This window comes from Salmonella sp. SSDFZ69 (genome assembly GCF_004010755.1).
Taxonomy (GTDB): Bacteria; Pseudomonadota; Gammaproteobacteria; order Enterobacterales; family Enterobacteriaceae; genus Salmonella; species Salmonella enterica.
On record NZ_CP034831.1, the window covers coordinates 3,948,376 to 3,964,672 of the forward strand.

At 50.5% G+C, this 16,297-nt stretch carries 15 protein-coding genes; 9 read left to right on the forward strand and 6 right to left on the reverse strand.

What is annotated here, in order from left to right:
* Positions 1-41: 41 nt before the first annotated feature.
* From mdtM to hypT, 7 genes are all read left to right on the forward strand, one after another.
* Positions 42-1,283, forward strand: coding sequence for a multidrug efflux MFS transporter MdtM (gene mdtM, locus EOS98_RS19605; RefSeq protein WP_021001104.1), 1,242 nt, complete (start codon positions 42-44; stop codon positions 1,281-1,283).
* An 86-nt stretch (positions 1,284-1,369) separates the two neighbouring features.
* Positions 1,370-2,641 carry a DUF445 domain-containing protein gene (locus tag EOS98_RS19610; protein ID WP_001033033.1) on the forward strand — a complete coding sequence of 424 codons (1,272 nt, stop codon included), beginning with the start codon at positions 1,370-1,372 and terminating at the stop codon, positions 2,639-2,641.
* Between the two features lie 219 nt (positions 2,642-2,860).
* Positions 2,861-4,045 (forward strand): MFS transporter, encoded by a 1,185-nt coding sequence (locus EOS98_RS19615; protein WP_127821201.1) that lies wholly within the window; start codon positions 2,861-2,863, stop codon positions 4,043-4,045.
* 872 nt (positions 4,046-4,917) lie between these two features.
* Positions 4,918-5,589 (forward strand): nucleoside recognition domain-containing protein, encoded by a 672-nt coding sequence (locus EOS98_RS19625; protein ID WP_127821202.1) that lies wholly within the window; start codon positions 4,918-4,920, stop codon positions 5,587-5,589.
* Positions 5,586-6,047 carry a YjiG family protein gene (locus tag EOS98_RS19630; RefSeq protein ID WP_000211979.1) on the forward strand — a complete coding sequence of 154 codons (462 nt, stop codon included), beginning with the start codon at positions 5,586-5,588 and terminating at the stop codon, positions 6,045-6,047. The genes EOS98_RS19625 and EOS98_RS19630 overlap by 4 nt, the downstream gene beginning before the upstream one ends.
* A 12-nt stretch (positions 6,048-6,059) precedes the next feature.
* Positions 6,060-7,232: a beta-aspartyl-peptidase gene (iadA, locus tag EOS98_RS19635; protein WP_126524317.1), complete on the forward strand. Its 1,173-nt coding sequence runs from the start codon at positions 6,060-6,062 to the stop codon at positions 7,230-7,232.
* A 118-nt stretch (positions 7,233-7,350) separates the two neighbouring features.
* Positions 7,351-8,259 (forward strand): hypochlorite stress DNA-binding transcriptional regulator HypT, encoded by a 909-nt coding sequence (hypT, locus tag EOS98_RS19640; protein ID WP_000383513.1) that lies wholly within the window; start codon positions 7,351-7,353, stop codon positions 8,257-8,259.
* Between the two features lie 5 nt (positions 8,260-8,264).
* Here hypT and EOS98_RS19645 read toward each other — a convergent pair whose 3' ends face one another.
* Both EOS98_RS19645 and EOS98_RS19655 read right to left on the reverse strand, forming a co-directional pair.
* A complete protein-coding gene (locus EOS98_RS19645) occupies positions 8,265-8,999 on the reverse strand; it encodes an aspartate/glutamate racemase family protein (protein WP_000683251.1) in 735 nt (244 codons plus the stop codon).
* Between the two features lie 238 nt (positions 9,000-9,237).
* Positions 9,238-9,768, reverse strand: coding sequence for an Hcp family type VI secretion system effector (locus tag EOS98_RS19655; protein ID WP_000907671.1), 531 nt, complete (start codon positions 9,766-9,768; stop codon positions 9,238-9,240).
* 716 nt (positions 9,769-10,484) lie between these two features.
* Between EOS98_RS19655 and trpS the strand changes: the two genes are divergently transcribed.
* A complete protein-coding gene (trpS, locus tag EOS98_RS19660; protein WP_023207484.1) occupies positions 10,485-11,498 on the forward strand; it encodes a tryptophan--tRNA ligase in 1,014 nt (337 codons plus the stop codon).
* On the opposite strand, the gene uxuR is transcribed toward trpS, so the two are convergent.
* A complete protein-coding gene (gene uxuR / locus EOS98_RS19665; RefSeq protein ID WP_000841654.1) occupies positions 11,499-12,272 on the reverse strand; it encodes a Uxu operon transcriptional regulator in 774 nt (257 codons plus the stop codon). It abuts the gene before it with no gap.
* A 349-nt stretch (positions 12,273-12,621) separates the two neighbouring features.
* Here uxuR and EOS98_RS19675 point away from each other — a divergent pair, with 349 nt between their 5' ends.
* Complete coding sequence (locus EOS98_RS19675) at positions 12,622-13,296, forward strand: dienelactone hydrolase family protein (protein WP_126524318.1); 675 nt, start codon at positions 12,622-12,624, stop codon at positions 13,294-13,296.
* Here the strand turns inward: EOS98_RS19675 and EOS98_RS19680 are convergent.
* From EOS98_RS19680 to EOS98_RS19690, 3 genes are all read right to left on the reverse strand, one after another.
* A complete protein-coding gene (locus tag EOS98_RS19680; RefSeq protein ID WP_001654330.1) occupies positions 13,293-13,754 on the reverse strand; it encodes a DUF302 domain-containing protein in 462 nt (153 codons plus the stop codon). The two genes, EOS98_RS19675 and EOS98_RS19680, sit on opposite strands and share 4 nt — an antisense overlap.
* Positions 13,755-13,958: 204 nt before the next feature.
* On the reverse strand, positions 13,959-14,870 hold the full coding sequence (locus tag EOS98_RS19685; protein WP_126524319.1) for an STM4504/CBY_0614 family protein: 912 nt from the start codon (positions 14,868-14,870) through the stop codon (positions 13,959-13,961).
* A gap of 272 nt (positions 14,871-15,142) precedes the next feature.
* Positions 15,143-16,138 carry a membrane protein gene (locus EOS98_RS19690; RefSeq protein WP_001240360.1) on the reverse strand — a complete coding sequence of 332 codons (996 nt, stop codon included), beginning with the start codon at positions 16,136-16,138 and terminating at the stop codon, positions 15,143-15,145.
* Positions 16,139-16,297: the final 159 nt, after the last annotated feature.

Below are 16,297 nucleotides of genomic sequence, written 5' to 3' on the forward strand. Positions count from 1 at the left end.
CTATCCCATCATGGGGTTCTCCGACATGGAGCGCATTTTTTATGCAACGGATTATTCAGTTTTTCTCCCAACGCGCCACAACGTTATTTTTCCCGATGGCGCTGATTTTGTACGATTTTGCCGCCTATCTGACGACGGATCTGATTCAGCCTGGCATCATTAACGTCGTGCGCGATTTTAATGCTGACGTCAGTCTTGCGCCGGCCTCGGTCAGTCTCTATCTGGCGGGCGGAATGGCGTTGCAATGGCTTCTGGGGCCGCTATCCGACAGGATTGGCCGCCGGCCAGTGCTGATTGCAGGGGCATTAATTTTTACTCTCGCCTGCGCGGCAACGCTGTTGACGACCTCAATGACGCAGTTTCTGGTTGCCCGTTTTGTGCAGGGCACCAGCATTTGCTTTATCGCAACGGTCGGCTACGTCACGGTACAGGAGGCTTTCGGTCAAACCAAAGCCATTAAGCTGATGGCGATTATTACCTCCATTGTGCTGGTCGCTCCGGTTATCGGCCCGCTCTCCGGCGCCGCGCTGATGCACTTCGTTCACTGGAAGGTGCTGTTCGGTATTATTGCGGTGATGGGACTGTTGGCGTTGTGCGGCCTGCTGCTGGCGATGCCAGAAACGGTGCAACGCGGCGCGGTGCCGTTCAGCGCGGTGAGCGTACTGCGCGATTTTCGTAATGTGTTTCGCAACCCGATTTTTCTCACCGGGGCGGCGACGCTGTCGTTGAGCTACATCCCGATGATGAGCTGGGTGGCGGTGTCGCCGGTGATCCTGATCGATGCCGGCGGGATGAGTACTTCGCAATTCGCCTGGGCGCAGGTGCCCGTATTCGGCGCGGTGATCGTGGCCAATATGATCGTTGTGCGCCTGGTGAAAGATCCGACCCGACCGCGTTTTATCTGGCGCGCCGTACCAATTCAGTTAAGCGGGCTGGCGACATTGCTCCTCGGTAATCTTCTTCTGCCGCACGTCTGGCTTTGGTCTGTGCTGGGCACCAGCCTGTACGCGTTCGGCATTGGAATGATTTTCCCGACGCTGTTTCGCTTCACGCTTTTCTCCAACAACTTGCCAAAAGGGACCGTTTCAGCCTCGCTGAACATGGTGATTCTGACGGTGATGGCGGTGTCGGTCGAAGTTGGCCGCTGGCTGTGGTTTCACGGCGGGAGACTGCCATTTCACCTGCTGGCAGCGGTGGCCGGGGTGATTGTGGTCTTCACCCTGGCGACATTATTACAGCGCGTGCGCCAGCATGAGGCGGCAGAACTGGTCGCTGAGAAGTAAACACTCTGCCGGATAGAGGCTTATCCGGCACAGGATAATCTGATGTTTTTTGCACGCTCCTGCCGTCTGGCTCTATCCTTAACCCTATGAATAAAATCGCCGAACTCAAACGCGCCAAACGCCTGGCGCTCTCACTGTTGCTGATAGCCGCCGCGACGTTTGTAACCACGCTTTTCCTGCCGCCCAGTTTTTGGGTGCTGGGCGTAAAAGCTATTGCCGAAGCGGCGATGGTTGGCGCGCTGGCGGATTGGTTTGCCGTGGTGGCGCTGTTTCGCCGCATTCCCATTCCGTTTATTTCACGACATACGGCGATTATTCCCCGTAACAAAGACCGAATCGGCGAAAATCTTGGGCAATTTGTGCAGGAGAAGTTCCTTGATACGCAGTCGCTGATCGCGCTAATCCGCCGCCATGAACCCGCGCTGCTTATCGGAAACTGGTTCAGCCAGCCGGACAACGCCAGCCGGGTCGGGCAGCATCTGCTGCAAATTATGAGCGGCTTTCTGGAACTAACCGATGACGCCCGTATTCAGCGGCTGCTCAAGCGAGCGGTACATAAGGCGATTGATAAAGTGGATCTTTCCGGCACCAGCGCCCTGATGCTGGAAAGCATGACCAAAAACGATCGTCACCAGGTGTTACTCGATACGCTGATCGCCCAGCTTATCGCCCTGTTACAGCGTGACAGCTCCCGAACATTTATCGCCAGACAGATCATACGCTGGCTGGAGACCGAGCATCCGTTAAAAGCGAAGATTCTGCCGACCGAATGGCTGGGAGAACACAGCGCTGAACTGGTCTCCGACGCGGTAAATTCTCTGCTGGATGATATCAGTCACGACCGCGCGCATCAGATTCGTCATGCCTTCGATCGCGCGACGTATAAGCTGATCGATAAACTTAAACATGATCCGGAAATGGCTGCCCGGGCAGAAAACATTAAAAGTTACCTGAAGGAAGATGAGGCATTTAACCGTTATCTCGGCGAGATCTGGGCGGATCTGCGCCAGTGGTTAAAAACAGATATCAACGCCGAAGACTCAAAGGTGAAGCAGCGCATCGCTCATGCCGGACAATGGTTTGGCGAGACGCTGATCGCCGACGACGCATTACGCGCTTCGCTTAACGGTCATCTGGAACAGGCCGCGCACCGCGTCGCGCCGGAATTCGCCGCCTTCCTGACGCGCCACATCAGCGATACCGTAAAAGGCTGGGATGCGCGCGATATGTCGCAGCAGATTGAGCTTAATATCGGTAAAGATTTGCAGTTTATCCGCGTGAACGGCACGCTGGTCGGCGGCGCTATTGGTCTGGTGTTATATTTACTGTCGCAAATACCGGCACTGCTCAGTATCTAAGAAGGGGAAGGCGCAATTCTCGTTCAGATTAACTGCCAAACCCCGCACGTGGGAGGCATTAATTTAATGCCATTTCCCACCGATGCCCCTCTTCTCAATCCGTTATTCGCCTGCGCTTCACTTTCTTTTCTTGCAAATTTGAAACATTAATTTTACTTTTTATTATCATTTACAACAACAATCCGGCATTCCTGCCTTACTTTAGCAAAGAGAAAAACCATGGTTCATGCTCAGAGCGCTTCACCTCGCCATCCCATTTTTACGGCGCTTTTCGGTATGATGGTATTGACGCTGGGGATGGGAGTTGGCCGCTTTCTGTATACGCCCATGCTGCCGGTAATGCTGGCGGAAAAGCAGCTAACGTTTAACCAACTCTCCTGGATTGCCAGCGCCAATTATGCAGGGTACCTGGCGGGAAGCTTACTGTTTTCCTTTGGCCTTTTTCATCTCCCCTCTCGTCTACACCCCATGCTGCTGGCTTCGGCGGTCGCCACCGGTATTCTTATTCTGTCTATGGCGATATTTACTCAGCCCGCGGTCGTCATGTTGGTGCGCTTCCTGGCAGGCGTCGCGAGTGCGGGAATGATGATTTTTGGATCAATGATTGTGTTGCATCATACCCGCCATCCGTTTGTGATCGCCGCGCTCTTTTCCGGCGTCGGGGCCGGGATTGCACTGGGCAACGAATATGTCATTGGCGGTTTACATTATGCGCTTTCGGCCCATTCGCTATGGCTGGGGGCCGGAGCGCTCGCCGGTATATTGCTATTAATCGTGGCAATGTTGATTCCCCCCCGCGCTCATGCGCTGCCGCCTGCGCCCTTAGCAAGAATCGAAAATCAGCCTATGCCCTGGTGGCAACTGGCGCTGTTGTACGGTTTCGCCGGATTCGGCTACATCATTGTCGCTACCTATTTGCCGCTGATGGCGAAAAGCGCGGGCTCTCCGCTACTCACGGCGCACCTTTGGTCGTTGGTCGGCCTGGCGATCATTCCCGGCTGCTTCGGCTGGCTGTGGGCGGCAAAACATTGGGGTGTCCTGCCATGCCTGACCGCGAACCTGTTGATCCAGAGCGCCTGCGTGCTGCTGTCTCTCGCCAGCGACTCGTTGTTGCTGTTAATACTGAGCAGTATTGGTTTTGGCGCCACGTTTATGGGCACAACCTCGCTGGTGATGCCGCTAGCCCGACAACTCAGCGCGCCGGGCAATATTAATTTGTTAGGCCTAGTGACGCTAACGTATGGTATTGGGCAAATTCTCGGTCCGCTCGCCGCCAGTCTGTCAGGCAATGGCGCGTCGGCAATTATCAACGCCACGCTTTGCGGTGCCGCGGCGCTCTTTTTTGCCGCGCTGATCAGCGCCGCGCAGCAGATAAAACAAAAACGGTTTGTGATACGTGAATAAGCGGTAGAGTAAACCCGCGCTCTCCGCACCGGGTTGTATCTTTAATGCTATTCGCGGCGCAATGCGGATCTGTTTTTAATAGCACATCCTCAACACGTTATTTCAAGGTAAAGATGCCACTAAAAACTATACTTATTCTATGGTTATTAGTGCTATCAATCTGCCTATTATTTTATATACCCTTCCTACTTCAAGTGGCTTCTGTGTTGGCTACGGATTACCCGGCCCATCCATGGGCCTCGCCCTGACGGGCCGTTGCTCACCCCAGTTACATAGTTATCTATGCTCCTGGGGACTCACTCCCTTGCCGCCTTTAAGCAACTCGAATTATTTTGGCTATATATTCCATTATGATGATTATCGCTTCCTCTCAAATCATCACAATTATAAATAAATCACATCATGAAATTAATTCGATTATTCGTTTTTTATTACCTGCCCGTAGGATTCTTAGGGCGCAAGCTGACCTATCAGCGGCTACTGACCTGACCGTGACAATTCCTCTTAAGGCGTGAAAAATTACAGTAAAAAAGTAAAATTTAGGTTAAAAAATCCTATTTTTTAACAACGATAATTAAGTGGCGTGAAATTGACTAACGTCAAATTTATTTCTCCTTTTTTCCTGCTCCCAGCTCCGGCCTGCGTCAACACCTGTTTCTTTGCTTTTTTACCTCGCGTTATACCGTCCACGGTTCCCCGCGCCTCCGGCAGTAGCGAGGATGGTGATTTTTCGCGCTACTATGCAAGAAACGCATAGCACGATACATACTTGCATTTTGTCCTTACCCTTATGGCTGATAAGGTCTTTCTGTTTCGGGCTTTTTGGCCTGTGGCTACAACCAACACATCATCAAAAAAATTCGGGGATCGCTATGGCGCAACAAGTGGACGGGGCGGCCATGCCGCTTGATACAGAAAAGGTCGGGATAAAGGGATACCTGGCGTTTTTTCTCACCATTATTTTCTTTTCCGGCGTATTTTCCGGAAGCGAAGGCTGGTGGCGCGTTTTTGATTTTACCGTACTCAACGGGTCATTCGGTCATGTGACCGGTACGCAGACCTTTCGCGGCGCGGGCGGAACGGGCGCGAAAGATGGCTTCCTTTTTGCGCTGGAGCTGGCACCGTCGGTTATCCTTTCTCTGGGTATCATCGCGATCACGGATGGACTGGGCGGTCTGCGGGCGGCACAGCAACTGATGACGCCTATCCTGAAACCATTGCTTGGCATTCCCGGCATTTGCTCACTGGCGCTGATCGCCAACCTGCAAAATACCGACGCCGCGGCGGGTATGACTAAAGAGCTGGCGCAGGAAGGTGAAATCACCGAACGCGATAAAGTGATTTTTGCCGCCTGGCAGACCAGCGGCAGCGCTATTATCACCAACTATTTCTCCTCCGGCGTTGTGGTATTCGCCTTTCTGGGGACGTCAGTCATCATTCCGCTGGTGGTCATTCTGCTATTCAAATTTATCGGCGCAAACCTTTTGCGCGTCTGGATTAACATCGAAGAACGCCGTCACCCTGCGCAAGGAGCCCAATCATGACGACTCAGGTACGTAAGAATGTCATGGATATGTTTATCGATGGCGCACGCCGCGGTTTTACCATCGCCACGACCAACCTGTTACCCAATGTGGTCATGGCATTTGTCATTATTCAGGCGCTGAAAATTACCGGTCTGCTCGACTGGGTAGGCCATATCTGCCAGCCCGTGATGGCGTTGTGGGGGCTTCCCGGCGAAGCGGCTACGGTGCTTCTGGCTTCGCTGATGAGTATGGGCGGCGCCGTTGGCGTGGCGGCCAGTCTGGCTACCGCCGGCGCGCTAAGCGGCCACGATGTTACCGTACTACTGCCAGCCATTTACCTGATGGGAAACCCGGTACAGAATGTCGGCCGCTGTCTCGGTACTGCCGAAGTCAACGCCAAATATTACCCGCATATTATCGCAGTCTGCGCCATCAATGCGCTGCTGTCGATCTGGGTCATGCAGCTTATTGTTTAATAAGGAGTTATCATGCCTGATTTATCCGCCGCGGAGTTTACCTTATTACAGGGTGCGCACCTGTTTGCGCCAGAAGACCGGGGCATCTGCGATGTTCTGCTCGCGAATGGCAAAATTATTGCCGTCGGCGCTGACATCCCCAGCGATATCGTACCGGACTGTACGGTGATTAATCTTAGCGGCCGTATGCTGTGCCCGGGCTTTATCGACCAACACGTTCATCTGATCGGCGGCGGCGGCGAAGCGGGGCCGACGACGCGAACGCCGGAAGTCTCTCTGAGCCGCCTGACGGAAGCCGGGATAACAACGGTCGTCGGCCTGCTTGGCACCGACTCCGTCAGCCGTCATCCCGCGTCGCTGTTAGCCAAAACGCGAGCGCTAAATGAGGAGGGGATCACCGCCTGGATGCTCACGGGCGCTTATCACGTTCCGTCGCCGACCATTACTGGCTCGGTAGAAAAAGACGTCGCGCTGATCGACCGCGTCATTGGCGTGAAATGCGCAGTCTCCGACCACCGTTCCGCCGCGCCCAGCGGGAATCAACTCGCCAGCATGGCCGCCGAATCACGCGTTGGCGGCCTGCTGGGCGGCAAACCCGGTGTCAGCGTTTTTCATATGGGCAGCAGCAAAAAAGGGTTACAGCCGCTGTATGACATCCTGGAAAACAGTGACGTGCCGATCGGTAAACTGCTGCCTACCCACGTCAACCGTAGCGAATCTCTTTTCGAGCAGGCGCTGGCGTTTGCGCTTAAAGGCGGCGTGATCGACATTACCACCAGTATCCCGGATCCCGTCGCGCCGGCGGAGGGCATTGCCAGAGCGGTAAAAGCCGGCGTCCCGCTTTCCCGGGTGACGCTCAGTTCAGACGGCAACGGCAGCCAGCCGCTATTTGACGCTGCCGGAAATCTGACGGGTATCGGCGTCGCGGGCTTCGAAAGTTTGCTGGAGACGTTGCAGACGCTGGTTAACCACTACGGATTCAGCCTGACCGATGCTCTGCGCCCGCTGACGACCAGCGTAGCCGCCTTCCTCAGTCTGGACAGCAAAGGCGAAATCCGTCCCGGTCACGATGCGGATCTGCTTGTCTTTAGCGAAGATTTACGCATTGAGCAGGTGTATGCGCGCGGCAAACGCATGGTCAATGAGGGGAAAGCCTGCGTAAAAGGTACCTTTGAACCGGCGTAATTCCCGCTAGTTTCAGGCTGCCCCCTCACGGCATTCTGAAAGAGGACGGGATAAGCGGTTGTCAGCCGCCCGAATGGACGTAGAATGCCCCTTCGGGCGGCTGACAGGATAACGGTAAATGGATGTAACTGGAGCAGGTTTGCACAATATTGAGACAAAATGGCTGTATGATTTTCTGACGCTGGAAAAGTGCCGCAATTTCTCTCAGGCCGCCATTATCCGCAACGTATCGCAACCCGCTTTTAGCCGGCGGATTCGCGCCCTGGAACATGCCGTGGGCGTTGAACTGTTTAACCGACAGGTCTCGCCGCTACAGCTTTCCGAACAGGGTAAAATCTTTCACTCCCAGGTTCGCCACCTGTTACAGCAGCTGGAAAGTAATCTGACCGAACTGCGCGGCGGCAGCGATTATACGCTGCGTAAAATCAAGATTGCCGCCGCCCACTCGCTCTCCCTCGGCCTGTTGCCGACTATCGTTAAGCAGATGCCGACGCAGTTTACCTACGCCGTTGAGGCGATAGATGTCGACCAGGCGGTGGATATGTTACGTGAGGGACAAAGCGATTTTATCTTTTCTTATCACGATGAAAACCTGCAACAAGCGCCGTTTGATAACATCCGCCTGTTTGAGTCGAGACTGTTTCCGGTTTGCGCCAGCAATGGCCGGGGCGAGCCGCGCTATACGCTTGAGCAGCCGCACTTTCCCCTGCTTAATTACAGTCAGAACTCCTATATGGGCCGGCTGATAAATCGAACCCTGACTCGCCATGCTGAACTGAGTTTCAGTACATTTTTCGTCTCTTCGATGAGTGAATTGTTAAAACAGGTTGCGATGGACGGCTGCGGAATCGCCTGGTTGCCCGAGTATGCTATCCGTCAGGAGATTACCGACGGACGCCTGATAGTGCTTGATGCCGACGAACTGGTTATTCCGATTCAGGCTTATGCTTATCGCATGAATACCCGCATGAGTCAGGTAGCCGAAACATTTTGGCGCGACCTGCGTGGGCTTCAGGCCGCGCTGTAAACACCTCAGGCGGTAAGGCGTTGTTCCCCGGTCAAAGAGGCGCGGGTGTCTGGCCAGGACTCATACCAACGAATCGCCGCGCGCACCAGCGACGCTGTGGAATCAATCATCGGGCACGCTATCGCGCGTTCATGTCCGGCCACAATAAGCGGAATTTCGGTACACCCCATAATAATTGCCTGAGCGCCACGGGCAATAAGGCTATCGATTTGCGGCAGCAGCAGCGCTTGCGCCGCAGTTTTATCGCCACGTTTAAGCGTATAAATAGCCTGCATTACCAACGCCTGCCCCGCTTCTTCTGGCTGAATTAACGTCAGCCCCCGCGCCAGAGCTTTCTTTTGATATAACCCGGTCGCCAGCGTCGCATTGGTCGCCAGCAGACCAACGTGCCGCGCCGATGGCGGAATATCCCCCAGGGTGGCGTCCAGGATGCTGATCATTCGCGCTTTCGCGACGTTCTGTAAATCATCAAACCAATAATGCGCAGTGTTGCATGGGATAACGATACACTCCGCCCCGGCGTCTTCCAGCATATGCAGATAACGCTCCAGATAACGGTATGGCGAAGGCCCGCCGGATAACAGACATGCTGTACGATCGGGAATATCAGGGATAGAGCTGACAATGAGCGGGATGTGTTGTTGATCACAACTGGCATGTCGCAATTCAACAAATTTTTCCAACATATCCGCCGTTGCCGCAGGTCCCATCCCCCCCAGTATCCCAATGGTGTGTTTCATCGCTTTTCCCGCTTATTTACGTCAAGGTCAGAAACACACTATCAACTTGATGTGTATATAAAAAATGCCGTTTTATTAGCGGCTATGCGTAAAAATCATAACGGGTGTAAGGGCCATGCGTTATCGCCTTTTCAGGCAATCGATTGGTTACATGAGCGCTCATCAGCCTTCGCAAGCCGCTAAATGCCATTTCGCTATACAGCATCGCCCACTGCGAGTCCGCAAGCTTGTTTTGTCCTCATCGCCACAGCGCCTGTCGGTGAAGGGGCCGCCGTGTTTTGCTTTTCGACGCTAATGCGGGAATATCCCAGCGAATATGGCTATAAACCAAATCCACGGTCTCCGTGGCGCTGCCTTCGGCGTCGCCATGATTGCTCATGCGTGAAATTCGCACATTGGTGAGCGTATAAATAATAAATGGCAGCATTGCGCCCTTATCACGACGGCATAATGTCAGCACGCCTTCTTTCACCGTTTTCCCGTTACAATAGTGCTCATAGAGGCCTGGTGTAGCAAGATCGACTGGCTTTGTCAGCGTCAACCCTCCAATATATGTCCCTCTCGCTTCGCCGGACTCCCGTTTCGTCGGGTTGTGGTTGTAAGCAATAAGTTTTATTTGGTTTTCAAAACCTTTGATCCGGCTTTCGCCTTCAATACCGTCCAGTTTTAAATAGATGGCGTCCATCCCCCCTCCGTGATTATCATGCGGCAAAGCAGGCTGACAAGGACGGAACGCCAACAATGAAAGAACGTTCCATTTTCCAGCCATTTCGTTGGTGTCTCTGTATACCAGATTAAATACCGACAATCTGCTATAACTGGATTCTTGCTAAATACCTTCTGCCATCAACAATCCATTTTACAATAGCGCTACTGACCTGAAATCTATTACGCCTGGCATTCAAGCATCGTTTCCTGAATAACCATAGCCGCTATAAGAACCATATCAAAAAAGAAATATCAATATCATTTCTTATTTTTATCCGAGAAATTACTTAATTACACCGAATCGGAATATAGACAATTCTTATTCCTTTTCACATCAATGGGCTTTTTAGACTTTTGTCATATCGAAAACAACCATTCCAATAGAACATATTTACTATGTGAATATATTTAATGTTTTTATCGCGCGCAGTGTTATCACAGTAATAAATGATTTGCATCAAAAATGCGCCTTTCAGCGCCACGTATTTTGGGCAGCAAATTATAAAATCGCGTTTCAAAGTCAGTAACATGTTCTCTGTTCAGGCGATATGACTTTATGCCCGGACGACACGTCAGCCGCTTTACCCTTACGTTTAGTCGTGATACGTTAGATCACATGAACACGAAACGATCCAACGCTACGCAACGTCATCTCCGCTGGTGGCTGCCTTCCTGAAGGCGGCACGGATCACTATCCCTCTTTAAGTAGCCGCCGAAAGGCGGCTACTGCGTTTCGGGACGTCTTTCGGCTTTACAGTAAGCATAAAGGAGTCCTTAATGAACACCCTTCCTATCATTCTGACTGGCGATCGCCCCACCGGCTCGCTGCACCTCGGCCATTATGTCGGTTCACTGCGCCAGCGCGTCGCGCTACAGCAGGATCACCAACAGTATGTCCTGATTGCCGACCTGCAGGGACTCACCGATAACGGCAGTAATCCGCAAAAAATCCGCGATAATATTCCGCAAGTGTTAGCTGACTATCTGGCCGTCGGCATCGATCCCGCGCTAACGACGATCTGCCTGCAATCCGCGTTACCTGCCCTCGCCGAATTAACGGTGCTGTATATGAATATCGTTACCGTCGCCCGAGTGGAGCGTAATCCTACGGTAAAAAATGAGATTGCCCAAAAAGGCTTTACCCGTTCCCTGCCGGTCGGGTTCATGGCGTATCCCATTAGCCAGGCGGCAGATATCACCGCCTTTAAGGCCGAAATGGTACCGGTTGGCGACGACCAATTGCCCATGATTGAGCAAACGAATGAGATCGTTCATAAGATGAATAGTCTTTTCTCCTCGCCGGTATTGCGACCCTGTCAGGCGCTCCTGAGCGATACGGGCCGTCTGCCCGGCATTGACGGCAGCGCCAAGATGTCGAAATCGCTCGGCAATACCCTGCTTCTTTCCGCCAGCGAAGAGACCATCCACCGTGCGGTCAGCGCGATGTACACCGATTCCAATCATTTAAAAATTAGCGATCCGGGAAAAATAGAAGGTAACGTCGTCTTTACGTGGCTGGATGCGTTCCATCCGGATAAAGCCAAAGTCGCGGCGATGAAAGCACATTATCAACAAGGCGGATTAGGCGATCGTGTCTGTAAAAATGAGCTGGAGACCTGCCTGCAAGAACTGATCGCGCCAATACGCGAACGGCGGGCAACCTTTATTGCGGATAAGGGAATGCTAATGGAATTGCTGAAAAAAGGTAGCGAGCGGGCGCATGAGGTCACTCAAAAGACGCTACAGGAAGTAAAACGTGGACTGGGTCTGCCCACGCTATTCCAGGTATAATCAGGCATCAACGTTGTCCAGCGGCCATGACTCAAACAGATAGCCATCAAAGTAGATGTCATCAACATTGGAAAACTCCAGCAGACGCTGCTTCACGTTTTCCAGGTGCTGCCACATCGCCAGCTTCGCTGCGCGGGCGTCTTTCTTAATTAACGCCGCGAGGATCTGCTTATGATCGACCAGCCACTCCTTACGGTAAAGCGTATCGCCCAGATGGCTATGAAGCTGGAGCCACATCGGATTATTTTCACGCCATTGCCAGGACTGACGGAAGAGCTCTACCAACATACTGTTATGGGTCGCTTCGGCAATGGCCAGATGAAACTGCATATCGCCGCTTTCTGAGCCGCCCGGCGCGCTGGAGGCGAGCTCTCGCTCTTCCAGTTGTAACGCCTGGCGCATTTTAATGATGTCTTCGCGGGTGGCCTGCAGAGCGGCAAATTCAGCGATATTGCTTTCCAGCAACTGACGCGCCTGTAACAGTTCAAACGGCCCGGCGTCATTACAGTGATTGACGTCAGCGCCTTCCATCTCGTTATTATCCGCGCTGTCGAGCACGTAGATCCCGGCGCCGCGGCGGACTTCAACCAGACCTTTAATTTCCAGCATGATCAGCGCTTCACGCACGACGGTACGCGTCACATTGAGCCTCTCAGCGATCTCTCTTTCCGGCGGCAAGCGCTCCCCGGGGCGGTACGGCGTCTGCACAATCAGATCCCGTATCATTGCGCCCACTTCCTGGTAAGGTCTTTGCTGAGAAGTGTTTGATTTCATATTGGTCGTGCCCGTCCGATGCGATTTCCCGGTATCAGACTATAGCATTTGTAAATAGGGATAGCACGCGTAGCACACCAAAAACGCGAAACTGGTCAACCAACAAAATAATAATGCGCCCCGTTTCGCTAGTGAGGCCAGATGAAAGGAAAGGCAATAGACAATACACGACTGATGTTCCACCTTTAGCCCTGATGCCTGAATATGAACAGCATATTGGTTTACCAATATAAAATTTATCAACCAAAAATCAGGCCATAAAATGTGTCTGTACATTGACAGGAACAACGCCTCTGACATAGCGTGATCGGCGAAAATCCAGCCGCTCTCTTTGTATCAAGAACGCGTTATGATAAAAGACACCGTGTTTTTCGCCCCAGGCGTATCCGGGGGAAGCAACGCCTCCAGTCTGTCGAGCCGCCATCGCCGGGCAGCGATTATTCTGCATGAAATTTATGGTATTAACGCTCATATCCAACGCGCAGGCCATGAATGGATGACGCGCGGATTCGACATCTATATTCCCGCGCTGTTTCCTCACCATACCCCCTTTCGCTATGAACAGCAGGAGGAGGCTTACCGTCACTTTTCAGCAAATGTCGGCTTTGATCCCGCCGTCGTTACCAAATTACTCCACGAGCTCAGAACGCAGTATGAGACGTTAATCGTCGTAGGATATAGCGTCGGCGCAACGCTCGCATGGCTAAGTGCAGCCAGTGGGTTATGCGATGGCGTCATTTGCTATTACGGTTCCCGTATACGCCAGTACCTTCATCTTGCGCCTCTCTGTCCGACACTGGTTATTATCGCGCGTTATGAGCCGGCGTTTGATCCCCTCGCCATGCGACAGGCGCTGGAAAAGCGACCCCGGGTGCAGTGTAAAATGTACGATGCGCGGCACGGGTTCTGTGATGCTGATAGCGCCACCTTCGATGCCGCCTTGTCGCATCAGGTAATGGACGATGTGAGCGCATTTATTCGCGACATCACCCGTGCAAACACATCGCCCGATTTTCAGCTTTAGTGGAGACTTTTTTCAACGAGCTGTTCCAGTTTTTTCAAAGCCTGTATGTCTGCGGCATCAAGACCATAACGTTGCAGCGTTTCAGCGGGATGATAACTGACTAACGTTCGCCCATCGGCTTGCTGGCTAATGAGCACCCGAAACGGTAAATCCAGCGCCAGTTCGGGATGCGCCAGCATGAGAGGCGTTCCGCCTTTAGGATTGCCAAAGACCAGAACCGTTGTCGGCGGCATTTTCAGGTTAACATTCTGTGCCGCTCTGGCATGATCAAATTCCCCAAATAACACCAGACCGTGATCGGCGACAGCGTGCATCAACCGCGCTCGGGTCTGCAAATAGTCATAAGCGCTGTAGGTTTTAACCATGGTTATCGCTCCATCCTCCGTTGCAAAGCCAGGCCTTATTAAGATTAACATCAGGGTTACTGCCAATAAAAAAGGCTTTAAAATAGTGCTCATTCTTCTCTCTCCCTGACCCAATACCCATGAGTAAATGCGACACAGATGATATGCAGTTTAAAAATCAGTCATCGTACTGTACCCCTTATTATTGCACTGAACAGCTCATCACTAAAAAAACAGACGGCAGAACAAAAAATTCCGACGTCTGAACAAATTTAAATAACGATGATCCAGTCTGACTGAGCGACAGCGCGATCATTATTATGGCGCGACACTGTCTTCTTCAGCCCGCTGGGTAAGAAAAAATATACTCCGCTCAGTAAGATAATAAATACTACAGGCCAACTCTTCAGAGATACGGAGCATCATTGCGTAGTGATGATGCGATTTTTCTTGCGCCATCGGCAGAAATATTTCTGACTCCAGCACGTCACTTAAAAAATGAAATTTATGTACATATTCAGCAGATATAACGCCTCTCGCCATCAGATTAGTCATTAAGGTATTTAAACTATCTTGTTCATGATACACGATACCTTTTCTCTCATGAATTCTGAGAATAACACTTCTGAAGGCTGCATGACATTCCCTTACGACACAGGCAAAATCATTAAGTATCAGGCGATTATACGCTTCCATAAGATCATATTCGACAAAGCCATACTCTCCAGGGGAGTACAAATAATAACATATGTTTTTAAGCCGTTTTATTCTGCGCAACCTTACAATTCTACCATTTTCATAGCGATATTTTAAACTATGCTCATGAAATATATTGTTTAATTCACTAATCGCCTTATCCGGTTCTAACCCAAGCGTAACTTCATAGGTTCGAAGGTAGGTATCTATATAGTTAAAAGCAAGCTCAATGGTATCAATATGCTTTCTTTTATCATCTGTTTTTAATAACAGATTACTCATTTCATCCAGATATGACGTTGAATGCGCATATAAGGTGAATAAGCCATACTCTTTGCGCAACGTTTTACATATTCTTCGATAAACTTCGTCAGAATGACTATTATGATAGCAGTATAATGTCATATCATAAAAAGAGGAGCAATTCCCTAACGTATTGATAATCAATAAGAGTATTTGCTCGCGTATTTCTAACGGAATATCTTCATATAACAGATCGCTATGCCTTAGTGAGTATGGTCTAAAGGTGTGCATTCCTCCCCCTGTAACCGCAACAGAACTTACGCTATGGATAGCACCACATTACTCTAATTCAGTGGTTCAGGTATTAATATCAGCTCAACAGTGAGTCATTTTTTCTTATTTTTTAATGGTGTTGAGTGAATATTTACATTAAATATAAATGATAAGCAAAGTAAAGAGGCTTGCGTAATTATGACGCTACTGTCAAAGAGACCATGGTCTTCGTATCGGATGAAACGTGAGATCCCATTAATGAATGGGATCTATTTTATTATTACTTCCTGTCAACCCACTTTTTCAACTACAAAATTATCCTGACGAACAAAATCAATAAGCAGTTCTATAGTCCCTAACCCCCATTGATTCGATATAGCAATACGCTCACCGGACGGCAACTCAATCAACGCATCTTCCTGCATATGATATCTGTTTTTCCTTTTTTCAGGGATCTGCTCAACCAGTGCTACTGTTCTTTTCTGTAAGTCTTCACTCAATTTATTCTTGAGATCATCTATATTCGCAGGATTATGTTTATTAATCCAGTCAGTGAAAAGTTCAAGTGCAAGCTTCCGTTTATTGAAGGTTTTTCCTTTATATTTATATAAGGAATAATCCCTCTCCGACTTTTGACTGCTAATAATTTGTTCCGTGCGTTTCTCTCTGAATCTGACCTGATATTCTTCCAGTTCAGGGACTGGTATTATTTGTTCAGCATTAATCAGCACTTCACCCTTAAAGTTGTAAGGCGTTAAGCGAACACAGCGAATATCGACACCTTTATCTCTTAGCCATATTGCGGTTGTCGTTAATTCTTTACTGAAATCCGCTGATGCCAGAACGATGCGAATATCTTTACCAAAATCAGCGAGTTCGTTTTCTTCTAACTCCACAAAATCCAGTAACTTCTCTTTTGCATTCTCATCGATCCCATGCTTCCAAAGATATGCCTGATAATATTCGCATGCTTTCGCAAAACTCATCGTTGAAATCATTGCCGCATACCTTAGCGCCTGCAGTTCCATATGCGCGCCGATTTCATCACGTTTCAGTTCAATGACAACCAAATTGGCCTGCTTGTCAATCGCTAATAAATCAATCCTCCGCCGACTATCCTCCCAATCAGAGAATTCTTCGGATATGACAAGGCAGCCCGGCGCGACAATATCAATATTCTTCTTGATAGCCTCCTGAAGATCATAGCGTTCCTGCAGCCTTTCGATGGTGAAAGATGTTTTTTCAAGGGTAGTCAGTATTTTCTCAGAGATATTGTATAGCGCCACATTATATTCCTTTTGTTTACTCTACAGATAATTGTAACCCATCGCCCTTTGTCATTCTGCTGGCTTGCGCAAAGAATCCATACAATATCATCACTGGTGCGAAAATCTGGATTATCCATGGCATTCAGTCTTCACTGAATGCCACAGACAAGGGTTATT